The sequence below is a fragment of the Psychromonas hadalis ATCC BAA-638 genome (assembly GCF_000420245.1).
In the GTDB taxonomy this organism is placed as follows: domain Bacteria; phylum Pseudomonadota; class Gammaproteobacteria; order Enterobacterales; family Psychromonadaceae; genus Psychromonas; species Psychromonas hadalis.
Genome location: NZ_ATUO01000015.1, coordinates 1 through 11,355, shown reverse-complemented (window position 1 = coordinate 11,355; position 11,355 = coordinate 1). Strand labels below are relative to the sequence as shown.

General features: G+C 39.4%; 9 protein-coding genes. 3 read left to right on the top strand and 6 right to left on the bottom strand.

Going from position 1 to position 11,355, the window contains the following annotated elements:
- Nucleotides 1–39 precede the first annotated feature (39 nt).
- Together G322_RS0103410 and G322_RS0103405 are read left to right on the top strand one after the other, a co-directional pair.
- Nucleotides 40–1,158 carry a hypothetical protein gene (locus G322_RS0103410; RefSeq protein ID WP_022940409.1) on the top strand — a complete coding sequence of 373 codons (1,119 nt, stop codon included), beginning with the start codon at nucleotides 40–42 and terminating at the stop codon, nucleotides 1,156–1,158.
- 105 nt (nucleotides 1,159–1,263) lie between these two features.
- Complete coding sequence (locus G322_RS0103405) at nucleotides 1,264–3,033, top strand: ABC transporter ATP-binding protein (RefSeq protein ID WP_022940408.1); 1,770 nt, start codon at nucleotides 1,264–1,266, stop codon at nucleotides 3,031–3,033.
- Here G322_RS0103405 and G322_RS0103400 read toward each other — a convergent pair.
- The 6 genes from G322_RS0103400 to G322_RS0103375 form a co-directional block, all read right to left on the bottom strand.
- Nucleotides 2,962–4,338 carry a choice-of-anchor U domain-containing protein gene (locus G322_RS0103400; protein ID WP_022940407.1) on the bottom strand — a complete coding sequence of 459 codons (1,377 nt, stop codon included), beginning with the start codon at nucleotides 4,336–4,338 and terminating at the stop codon, nucleotides 2,962–2,964. The two genes, G322_RS0103405 and G322_RS0103400, sit on opposite strands and share 72 nt — an antisense overlap.
- Nucleotides 4,339–4,348: 10 nt before the next feature.
- Nucleotides 4,349–6,472 carry a TonB-dependent receptor family protein gene (locus G322_RS0103395; protein ID WP_022940406.1) on the bottom strand — a complete coding sequence of 708 codons (2,124 nt, stop codon included), beginning with the start codon at nucleotides 6,470–6,472 and terminating at the stop codon, nucleotides 4,349–4,351.
- Nucleotides 6,472–8,070: a GlyGly-CTERM sorting domain-containing protein gene (locus tag G322_RS0103390; protein ID WP_022940405.1), complete on the bottom strand. Its 1,599-nt coding sequence runs from the start codon at nucleotides 8,068–8,070 to the stop codon at nucleotides 6,472–6,474. The genes G322_RS0103395 and G322_RS0103390 overlap by 1 nt, the downstream gene beginning before the upstream one ends.
- Nucleotides 8,071–8,151: 81 nt before the next feature.
- On the bottom strand, nucleotides 8,152–8,652 hold the full coding sequence (locus tag G322_RS0103385) for a hypothetical protein (RefSeq protein WP_022940404.1): 501 nt from the start codon (nucleotides 8,650–8,652) through the stop codon (nucleotides 8,152–8,154).
- 265 nt (nucleotides 8,653–8,917) lie between these two features.
- The gene (locus G322_RS0103380; RefSeq protein WP_022940403.1) at nucleotides 8,918–9,466 is read right to left on the bottom strand and encodes a hypothetical protein; all 549 of its coding nucleotides are present in this window, start codon (nucleotides 9,464–9,466) and stop codon (nucleotides 8,918–8,920) included.
- A gap of 104 nt (nucleotides 9,467–9,570) precedes the next feature.
- The gene (locus G322_RS0103375; protein ID WP_022940402.1) at nucleotides 9,571–10,011 is read right to left on the bottom strand and encodes a CopD family copper resistance protein; all 441 of its coding nucleotides are present in this window, start codon (nucleotides 10,009–10,011) and stop codon (nucleotides 9,571–9,573) included.
- A gap of 131 nt (nucleotides 10,012–10,142) precedes the next feature.
- Between G322_RS0103375 and G322_RS19840 the strand changes: the two genes are divergently transcribed.
- Nucleotides 10,143–10,901 carry a Crp/Fnr family transcriptional regulator gene (locus G322_RS19840; protein WP_022940401.1) on the top strand — a complete coding sequence of 253 codons (759 nt, stop codon included), beginning with the start codon at nucleotides 10,143–10,145 and terminating at the stop codon, nucleotides 10,899–10,901.
- Nucleotides 10,902–11,355 lie beyond the last annotated feature (454 nt).

The window sequence follows — 11,355 nt, the reverse complement described above, 5'->3', positions numbered from 1 at the left end:
ATTTTTAACCGTTACATTTTTATACTATATGGAGATACTATGAACCTTTTAACCTCAAAAAAACTGCTTGCAGTCCTTATTTCGTCTGCGCTACTAAGTGCCTGTGGAAGCTCATCAAGTGATGATAAAACACCTGATCCACCTGCACCTGAACTACCAAAATATAGCACGGTTGTACTTGATGCCACAGATGGTAGCCAAGCTGCAAAACTAGACTTTGTTTCTGCAAGTGCAGTGACAGATGATACATGGCAAATCGCTTACCAAAAATATTTAGGTTTTAAACTCAATGGTGGTGTTTCAGCGAGCGGCAAAGTGAGTGGTTGTGTTGCGCATGAATATAGCAACCTTTTTGATAAAGAGGGTAATCCGGTTGTTGATAAATTTAAAGCGTTAACAGACGCTTCTACACTAACGGATTTTGACAAAGTAGATGCAAGTAGTTGCACAGAGTTTAAATTTGATACCCTTAAAACAGCCATCAAAACAGAAAATTGGCTGGATGCTGATTATAGTCAAGGTGCGCCAGTATATAGCGCTAAAGCAGGCAATGGCTGGATAATTCGCTCTGCGGATGGCAAGGAATATTCACGTGTTAAAGTGAAAACAGTTGAAGTGGCTTTTGGTGCAACGACTACACGTAAAGTGACGCTTTCAACGGAATTATGGAATGGTTCAGTCTTTGCCGCTGCTGTTGATTCACCTGTTTTAGATTTTAGTAGTAAGCGTGTATTTTGGGATTTAGAAACAAATACTCTTGTTGCTGAAAATGCTGATTGGGATCTAAGCTTAACCGTAAATGGTCGAGATTACCCACTGCAAATTAATGGGGGTGCTTCTGGTGAGGGTAAAGGTGGATCAGGTGCTGTCATGGTCAAGCTTGATGATGTTACGGATCCAGTCGATACAACACAAGTATACAAATACTTTGCCGATTCAGCATCGGGTGTATTAAGTGCGCCAGGTAATTATGGACCGCTACAGTATGCAGTTGATGGTGGACACAAAATGTGGCCAACTTTCACCACTTACTTGATTAAAGATGAAGCGGCAAGCGGTACACGCCTGTTTAAAATGCAACTGCTGAGTAATTATGGTGAAAACGGTGAGCTTGCAAGTGCTAACTTAGTCTTCCGTTACCAAGAGATCACTGAGTAATGTAAGTTTTCTTTGTCATGATTTGTTAATCTAGAACAGAGTCATACAACAACAAAACCGCGCGGATAATTTTATCCGCGCGGTTTTTAGGTTTTAAGGAAAAAAATGAAAAATATTGATTGGGCTTGGTTAATTCAGCAGGTTAAACAACATAAAAAACGGCTATTGTTAGCAAATATTATCGCCCTTATTGCCACTTTGGTGAGTGTGCCTATCCCCTTATTGATGCCATTGATGGTTGATGAAGTCTTGTTAAATAAGCCTGATATGGGTATCGATTTTATGAATCAATGGCTGCCTGTTAGCTGGCAACAACCCGCTTATTATATTGTCACTATCTTTATTTGTGTCATTTTAATGCGTATTATCTCACTGCTATTGGGGGTATGGCAGAGCCGTCAATTTATCCTTATCTCTAAAAATATCACCTGTCAGATGCGCCATATATTGCTACAAAAATTAGGCCGGATCAGTATCTCACAATATGAACTACGTGGCAGTGGCGGTATTAGTTCACACATTATTACTGATGTTGAAACCATCGATAAATTTATTGGTAGTACGGTGAGCCGTTTTTTAATTAGCCTGCTCACGGTATTAGGTACTGCGATTATTTTATTGTGGATAGATTGGCGCTTAGGCTTATTTATTTTATTGGTCAATCCGATGGTGGTGGCTTTTTCGCGTTTATTAGGCAGTCGTGTGCAGCGTCTGAAAAAGAGAGAAAACCAAGCGTTTGAAAACTTTCAAAATAGGCTCATTGAAACCTTAGATCTTATCTATCAGCTACGTGCTTGTCATCGAGAAAAAACATTCATCGATAAACTAAAAATGGACAGCGACGCCATCAAAGAGAGTGCCGATAAATACGCATGGCAATCTGAAGCGGTAAATCGTTTCTCCTTTTTACTGTTTCTCTTAGGGTTTGAACTGTTTCGTGCGGTGGCGATGTTGTTGGTATTGTTTAGTGATTTAAGCATTGGTCAGATGTTTGCGGTATTTGGTTATTTATGGTTTATGTTGTCGCCAGTACAAGAGCTGCTGAGTATTCAATTCTCTTGGTACAGCGCATCGGCCGCCATTAAACGCATTAATACCTTACTGCAACTCGAAGAAGAGAAAAAACTGCCCAGTAAAGTGGATCCCTTTATCAATAACAGCGCTATTTCAGTGCAGATTAAAAATGTAAGCTTTGGCTACAATGAGCAACGTGAGGTGTTAAAAAATCTCAGTTTAACCCTACCCGCAGGAAAAAAAGTGGCCTTAGTGGGGGCAAGTGGTGGCGGAAAATCTACCTTGATACAGCTATTGTTAGGGCTTTATCCTATTAATAGTGGTGAGATCTTATTTAATGGTCAGCGCTGTGAAGATATTGGTTTTGATCTTATTCGCACTAACATTGCCGTGGTCTTACAGCAACCCATTTTGTTTAATGGTAGCCTACGAGAAAACCTCTCATTAGGCATCGATTACACCGATAAACAGTTATGGAATGCGTTACAGGTTGCACAGCTAGGAGACTTAAAAGCACAGCTCAATGCAGGATTAGAGACACAACTGGGCCGCAGTGGCGTACGTCTTTCAGGCGGACAACGACAACGTGTGGCGATTGCGCGCATGGTGTTAAGCGATCCTAAGTTAGTCATTTTAGATGAAGCCACCTCGGCATTAGATACCCGTACCGAGCGAAAACTACATCTTGCGTTACAAACCTTTTTGGTTGGCAGGACAACATTGATTGTTGCCCATCGTCTTTCAGCCGTTAAGCAAGCCGATATTATCTATGTCTTAGAAGATGGTCGCTTAGCACAATCGGGCAATCACAGTGAGCTTGTAAAACAAGAGGGCTTGTATCAAACCCTTTATGGTGGCTGACTTGTTATAAAATCGCAGGATAATGAGTAGCATCATGCTCAGAATAAGTAACCAATGTAAACTGCCTGCGCTGACATGATCGTTACGCTGAATATCCCCTAAGTTATTCCCTGTGATGGCAATCGACAGGGAGATTGTGCCATTAACCTGCTGGTCAATATCAGATGCACTACCATCAACGACAGTGATGGCGATGCTGTTTGTGCCTAAGCGTTGCCAAGCAGAAGTTGGCATCAAACGATACAGTTCGCTTTCTCCTGTGGCCTCAATGCTATAAAGCAATAATTTCTCAGGAAGAGCCGTTGAGAAGTTGAATGTAACGGTACTGCTATCATCAGTGCTTGCGCTGTTAGTTTGATAAGTGTTAAAACTAATATTGCCATAGTGATAAGTAAGCCCCGGATCGCCTAAGGTTGAGTCGGTATTGGCAATATCTTCAATGCTGTCAAGGTTATCCACTCTATGTTGCATATCACCCGACATAATTGCTTTTAACGCCCAATTTGATGCTGTTTTTAGTTCAACAAAATCCCCTGAAACGAGTTTTAATCCCATGCCAATTTGGGCATCGTTAGCTGCCTCACCATATTCAAGCGCATCGATGATGCCATCGTTATCACTGTCGATGGGGTTGCTCACATCATTGCCAATTTCAGTGATATTATCGATACCATCTTTATCACTGTCATTATCATTAGGCTCAAGACCTAACTCAATTGCCTGCTGATCGCTTAAACCATCTCCGTCTGAATCTGCTCCTTTTTGTACCGCCGTACCGCGTAAATCGGGTTCAATGGTCAATGGAAATACCCCCGCTATTTGCGTGCCAACAATGCCATCAAGCGGTCCATCTTCAGCATCGATGGTGTTTATCTGTAGTTGATTACCGATGGCGGTTATTTTAAAGGTGGTTGATGCACTTGCCATTGGGTTGCCTAAACCAGGGTGATAAATTTGTAATGAATAATAGAGGCGATAAGTTCCATCGCCATTATTATCGAAATAAAGCGTTTCATCGGTTGCACTGGCATTGCCAATATCATGAAGTGCATAATTAAAACCAACGGATAATGTGGTGCCTTCAACGGTTGCTGTGTTTGTATCAAAATCCCATTGCCATTTAGCGGTATGTACACCATTACCTAGAATCGCGCCCGTGGGAGCTGCGCGCATGGTTATGCGATAATCACCGACATATATACCGCTTAGATTAGTGGTATCAAGGGGTTGAGCAAGTGCATTGAATTGCCCGAAAAAAAGATTGAACAGGATAAAAATAAGCCCTGAATTTCGTGTTTTAAACATTTAAATTTCCTTACCAATTAACAGAGAATCCAGCTGAGAAGTTAAAACCTGCACCAGGAATAAAAGTGGGCAGGTCTGGGGCGCTTTGACCACGAATAACATAAGCACTTTGATAGGTTTCATTGGTGATGTTATTAAACTCGATAAACAGTTTGAATGTTTGATTATATTGATAACTACTTTTAAGCCCTAATAAAAAGTAAGCATCTTGTTTTACTGACTCACTGTTCAGATGATCAACCCAAGTATCTGTGGGTTGCCAGCGTAGGTTAGTACTCAGTGACCAATTTTTAATAGGCAGATAACTTAACTCTGTTTGAATGAGGTGGTTGGGCACTCCTGCGATTTGGTTGCCCTCATATAGCCCCTCTTCAAAGCGAAAATCACTGTAGTTATAAATAAACTTGGTGGCGATCTCATCCTGATCACTAAACACGGCTTGGTAACGGCTGTTAAGTGCAAATTCAACACCTTGGTGGCTGGTATCTCCTGCGTAGTTGATCGTTTTGCCATTAACCGCAAAATCACCCACCACAGAGATAAGCTCATCTTCAACTATCGAGTAGTAGTAGGTGAGTTCCCAATTAAAAGATTGATAGCGCTGTTGTGTGCCAATCTCCCATGTTGAGGCGGTTTGCATCTTCAAGTCATTGATATAAACATAGTTATTGAGTGGATCGTTGGGATTGGCTGCCACCGTGCTTAGTTGCCAAAAATTAGGTGCTTCTGAGCTAGTGCTGAAGTTGCTGAAATAGCGCTGTTGCTGATCCGTTGTGTAGATAAGCCCTACTTTAGGGTTAATAACGGTATAAGAAAACGTACTGTCTAACAGACCGGGGTTTTGCAGATCTTTTATAACGCGACGATTATTAACCCATTGTAAAGAGGCCAATGTTTTAATGTTATCGGTTAATGGATAGTTTATTTGCCCTCCTAAAATAAGGTTGCTGGCTGACTGATCAATATTGGCAAACTGTTGCATCAGTGCGCCATTAATGGGATTAATCGCATGAAAAGAGCGTGGCATAACGCCCGCATTTGCCGAGGCAAAGAGCAGGTAATCGGTTTCTCGGTATTGCTCATCAAGTTGCTGGTGGCTAAAGGCGTAATCTGCGCCAATATTTTTATTGGTGGTGACCACATGGGTGAGCGGGTTACGAAAAGTATCATCAACATGCTCTGCATAAACACCTAATGTGTGGCTAGAAGACTCACTGAAATAGCTACTTTTGTTGGCAAAACGCAGTTGTGTACTGTGACGTAGTGGTTTGCGAATATTGATATCCAATAATGTATCCATTGGCGTGTCACCTTCGCCCATCACCGATTCTGGATTGTTTATCGCTTGCTCTTTGGTTAACAGAAAAGGGATATTAAACTGGTTATCGGTGTAATTAAAGTAGCTTCTATTTTCAAAATTTTGCTGTGTAAAACCAATATTTAAGGCGATATTATTACGTTCACCCTCACTGTGGTTACGAAACCCTTGTTGCTGAGAATGCGCTGCATTAAGGTAATAATCCCAGTTTTTATGCTGTTGACCCAGTGCAATACCCGCTTTAAATAATCCAAACGAACCTGTTTCAAGTTTAAGTGATTGTTGGCTATTCAACGCGTTACGAGGGTGCAAGTTAATCGCCCCTCCTAACGTAGTACCACCATAACGCACCGCATTGGCACCGCGGTATACTGAGATGAATTTTGCTTGCTCAGGATCTAATAATCCAATAATAAACGAGCCATCAGCTTGATTGAGTGGTAAACCATCATAAAGTAACTGAATACCGCGGTTAACAGGATTATCTTGAATGCCTGAGCCACGGATATTGATACGTGGTTGGTCGTTACCGCCAAAAAATTCCTGTACCACAATGCCCGGTTGATAGTTTAACACTTTGGCAAGTGAGCTTTGGCTACCATGAAAGGCATCGAGATTGATTAAATTTGTGCCACCAGCAACTTGATCAAGATCGGCTTCAATCTCAATCTGCTCTAAGGAGGAATCATTACCAATCACTTCGATGCGCTCGGTATTTTCATTATTTTTGTTATTGATATCGTCATCGGCATAACAAAAAAAACTACTGGTTGCCAAAAAGGCAACCAGTAGTTTGTGATTTAAAGTATGTCGCATTAACGGCTAGCCTTATCAGTGGCTAATTTTTTACGACCTAATGCAAACAACCCTAATAAGCTCACAAAGAACCAGTTCATACTACCGCCACTTTTTGAGTCGCTGGTGTTACTGGTTGTTGGTTCTTCCACTGTTGTTGTGTCTTCAATAACTGGCTTTTCAGTGATTGGTTTGTCAGTTACTGGTTTATCAGTGATTGGTTTGTCAGTTACTGGTTTATCAGTGATTGGTTTGTCAGTTACTGGTTTATCAGTGCCAGGCTTACTTATTTTATAATAGTCTTTGCTATTTAATAGAATAAGTTCTACTTGGTCGGCCACTGAGCCCATTGGTGCTGCTTTTGCAAAATCGATGTGGATTGTATTAATATCATTACTGTCTACCACCCAGTTAACGGGTTGATAAGTTAGTGTGTTTTTGAAAGTGGTAAAGCTAAATTGATATTGTTTACGGTAGATTTTAAGATCGGGTGGTAACTGCTTAAAAGTTAAATCAAAGTTTAATGTATCTAGTGTATTCACTTGATTTACAAGAAAGCTTAGCGCACCTAATGTATTGTTTAATTGAACACCTTGTTCGTTGGTTAAACTTGGTTCTTCACCTTCTAATATAGCGGCTTCCGCTAATGAAAGATCAACTTGATGGCTGCGAGCAAGCGTCAACGCTAATGCATCATTAGATTTTATTGTTACGGTTTCACCATATTGTAAGTTAAAGCCAGATAAAATTGTATTATCATCTTTAGCTTGAGCAAACTCATAAACATCGGCAACCCCATCTCTATCACTATCGGTAGGGCGAAGATACACCCCAATCTCATCGATATCATTAATACCGTCACCATCAGTATCGACTATTTTTTTATTTAAATTTAAAAAATATGATGCTAAATCGGAGATGCCATTATTATTACTGTCAATGCCATTATCTCTATACAGTTTTGCAGATTCGTACTGTGCTTGTACAACGGCAGGGAAAATATTTGGAATTTTAGTGCCTGGTACATTATCTGGTCCTGCACCATTATTTTCAATATCAGCACTGCTGATTTTTATCTCATTATTATTGGTGATTGTAATATGAAAATTAGCGGTGGCTTCACCAATTGGGTAGTCTGCAATACCTTCTACTTTTATTGGTGGAATAACGTGCATTTTATGTGCGTAATTGATGGTATAGATTTGTGTTTGGGCATTATAGGTAAATGGGATAGATATCTCATCAATACTTGCAATTTCAGGGAAGCTTTCTAAACGTTTATTTTCTAGCTCATTAAGATTATAAAGTTGAAAAGGTACATATAAAAGATCAAGTGCAAACAGGGTGCTACCGCCTACCACAACTTGCTGTTTATCAAAATCCCACAACCAAAGGCCATCAGTAATGGTTTGTCCCAGTTTTTTGTATTTAATACCATTATATTCTGCGTTTAAAGCTGCTTCAGGCCAAGCATTACCTGCAATACCGTCATCTTTGTGGGTATTCATGGTTAAGCTAAATTGGCCCATATATTGCCCTTGCAGTGGCTGCGCTAATAATTGTGGGCTAAAGAGGCTAGCACATAATAATATGTGCTTAAGTGTATTTTTATTGTTCATGAGTATCCTTGAAATGGCCAACTTTGCAGCTGGCGTTGTATTAATTATTAACGATTAACGTTTGTTATTTTGAATGAATACTTAGTTAGCAGACCCTTGCCAATCAAGTTCTATATCAAATGGGAAAATACCGTAGATAGCAGATCCTGGTACACCATTTGAATCTGTATCTAAGGTTTTTATATCTAAGCCAAAACCAGTATCGGTAATTTCAAAGGTGGTGCTAGTTTGGCTAGATGGAAAACCGAACAATGGGTTATAGGCTTGAAAGATATAATGTACTGTGTAAGTACCGTCACCATTATCATCAATAGTAGTAGGCTGATGGGCTGCATAAGCGATAGGTATTAGTGCCATGTGGCTTCTAATAAAACCGGGGTTAATCGTTGCTGTTTTTGCATCAAAATCCCAAACCCAGCGATAATTTTGTACCGTTTTAGCCATCGTTTGGTTTGTTGTTGTACGCACGGTCATTTGATAATCACCGACATATTTTCCCGTTAAGCCCGCTGTACCTGCAATTGCAGTGGAAGCGCATAGGCTGAATATTATTGCAGCAAGTGGGCGTTTAATTGAAATCATTAGTGTAACTCCTTTTCTTAATGATAGTCATTATCATTATTTTGATAGGTTAATGCTATTTAACTTAAAGACACATGACATTTGTCAATTACAATAAAATAAATTGCTTTTTTAGATAGTTGTTTGGTACATTTCATTGGTTAACCATTAGTTATATTTTTTCAAAAATTATTGATGCATTTTTGAATGTTTTTTGTTTTGCATTTGTTTGTTAATGCACTGTTTTTATTAAATAATAGTAACTATTTTCAGCACTCGGTTGCTATTAATTATTCCCGTCGTTACTAAAGAATTGTGCTTTCCCTTGCCAGTTAAGTTGGATTATCTTCGGAAATTCACCGTGTATTTTAGTGCCTGGATAACCATCTTTTGTGCCATCTAATTCGATATCAACACTGCTGATGGTGAGTGAACCAGCGTTATCAATAATGCTAAAAGTGGTTGAAGCCTGTGCTTTAGGGTTATAAAAGAACGGGTAATTTACTTTAAAGATGTAGTTTGCCGTGTAAGTACCATCTCCATTATCAATAAACGGAATGTTCGACGTGATGCCATAGTTAAAATGTAACCATTTAAACGGTGTTTTATAAATTTTACCTGTGTCTATTGAGATGGTTTTATTATAAAAGTCCCACTGCCAACTATAGGTATGTAAACTGTTTGCTTTTACCTGCCCGTTACTATCAAGTACCTCCAGTTGGTAACTACCAATATACTGTCCCGTTAACCCTGATGTGCCTTCATTGACAGCAAATGAAGTACTACTTGCACAACCTAATAGCAAACCTAAAGCGAATGATTTTTGTAATGTCATGCTGTTCTCTTTTTAACAATTAGACTTATCTTTTATTGATAATCATTATCGAAAACTGTTCTGTATTTTTTCTGTACACATGACATTTGTCAATTACAAAAAAATTACCAACTGATAAAAAACATGCCTTTAGCAAGCAGGATGATAAGTAACATATGAAAGAACACACTGAGGTGGGTATATTTGAAACGCTTACTGGTCATGTCGCCACAAATGGAATGTTTCATGGCAAGAATAAAGTGCACTAAGACACTGGTTGCTAAAATTATTTTGACCATTAATAGCGTGCCAAAACTGCTTTCTAGTGGCCAACCGATGTTGCGGTAATGGATAGTTGCCATCGTGATGCCCGTAACAAAAAGGGTAACAACCACCCAAGGCATGATTTTTCTGCCACGCAGATGAATGCCTTGCTCAACCAATGACATAGTTTTAGCGGGAAGGTGAGAGCGTATTCCCTCTAAAATTAACACTTCAAAAGCGACGATGCCAATGAACAGTGTTGCGCATAAAAGGTGCAGGGTAACTAACAGTGGATAACTCATTTTTTTTATTTCCTTAATAAAAAAGTAATTTGTGTATTCTATCTCTTTTGGGTTATATTGATAATGGTTCTCAATAAGATTAACGCGATTTTAAGTAATCACTCATGACATTTATCAATTAGGGAAAATTGATGTTATCTATCACTTCTAACAACTTGCAAAACTCACTGCTCTTTCATAAATTTTCGATGGCAGAGTTTTATGAGATAGGCAGAAATGCCAAGTTAAAAACCGTTAAATTAGGTAAACACCTATTTTATGAAGGGGAGCGGGGTGATTGTTTTTACTTTATTAAATCGGGACAGGTGAGCTTATATCGCTACTCTCCTGAGGGGGATGAGAAGGTCTTTCAAATCTTAACAGAGGGCGATACCCTTGCAGAGGCGGTGATGTTTATGCAACCCGCGGTTTATCCTGTTAACGCTAAAGCACAAACCGATTGTGAGTTGGTGGTTTTTCCACAGCAAGCAATTGTTGATTATTGTTATAAAAACCCCCGTTTTACGATGCAAATTATAGCTGCTATGTCAGATAAATTACATCAAGCGATAAACCGTGTTGACCAGCTAACACTTAAAAATGCCGGGCAGCGTTTAGTCTCTTATCTACTGGAAATACGTCATGCGCAACAGAGTGAATGGTTAACATTACCGGTTAGTTACAGTGTGTTAGCGGGGCAACTTAATATTACCCCGGAAACATTATCGCGTTTATTTAAACGTTTCCGTCAAGCTGGGGTCATCAGTGGTAAGCGTGAAACGGTGGTCTTGCTGGATATAGAGCAGATGTGTAAATTGACTAATTTTCCGTACATTGCGGGCAATAAAGCAAAACAGCCAAGCAGTGAAGCGTTATTTGGTTGCTGTAATTTATCCTTGAAATGGTTTTAAGAGAGATTAACACTGGTTGTATTGCGCAGGGAAACTCACCACTAACAAAGTGTGAGTTGCTCTTTTTGAGAGATTAACGACGTTAATCTCTCGCGGTAGCATTATACCAATCGGAATAAATAGCTGATCTATTTTACTGGTTAAAATAACTTACTTCTTCGTTGTAAGTTTCGTAAAGGGAACAACCATTTACGTCAACTTTCGCCTTGAATTAAGCTATTTTTCCTGCGTAAAATTTAGATCACATACTTAATCCAATTGGTATTATGCCTTGGTTGTTATTATGAAATGATTATTTAGGCTCTCTTAATAGATAAACCATTATCACAAGAGGTGTCTTTGCTATGACGCTATGGGGAAGTCGTGCATCCATATGTACCCATGCCCCCGCACTGACTTCTCTTATCTCCGATTCAAATGTTAGCGTTGCATTACCTTTTAATATTTGAATAAT

What these genes read in the sequence shown, in the direction of transcription:
- G322_RS0103410 (WP_022940409.1), top strand. Translation starts at nt 40, where the DNA reads ATGAACCTTTTAACCTCAAAAAAACTGCTTGCAGTCCTTATTTCGTCT.
- G322_RS0103405 (WP_022940408.1), top strand. Translation starts at nt 1,264, where the DNA reads ATGAAAAATATTGATTGGGCTTGGTTAATTCAGCAGGTTAAACAACAT.
- G322_RS0103400 (WP_022940407.1), bottom strand. Translation starts at nt 4,338, where the DNA reads ATGTTTAAAACACGAAATTCAGGGCTTATTTTTATCCTGTTCAATCTT.
- G322_RS0103395 (WP_022940406.1), bottom strand. Translation starts at nt 6,472, where the DNA reads ATGCGACATACTTTAAATCACAAACTACTGGTTGCCTTTTTGGCAACC.
- G322_RS0103390 (WP_022940405.1), bottom strand. Translation starts at nt 8,070, where the DNA reads ATGAACAATAAAAATACACTTAAGCACATATTATTATGTGCTAGCCTC.
- G322_RS0103385 (WP_022940404.1), bottom strand. Translation starts at nt 8,652, where the DNA reads ATGATTTCAATTAAACGCCCACTTGCTGCAATAATATTCAGCCTATGC.
- G322_RS0103380 (WP_022940403.1), bottom strand. Translation starts at nt 9,466, where the DNA reads ATGACATTACAAAAATCATTCGCTTTAGGTTTGCTATTAGGTTGTGCA.
- G322_RS0103375 (WP_022940402.1), bottom strand. Translation starts at nt 10,011, where the DNA reads ATGAGTTATCCACTGTTAGTTACCCTGCACCTTTTATGCGCAACACTG.
- G322_RS19840 (WP_022940401.1), top strand. Translation starts at nt 10,143, where the DNA reads ATGTTATCTATCACTTCTAACAACTTGCAAAACTCACTGCTCTTTCAT.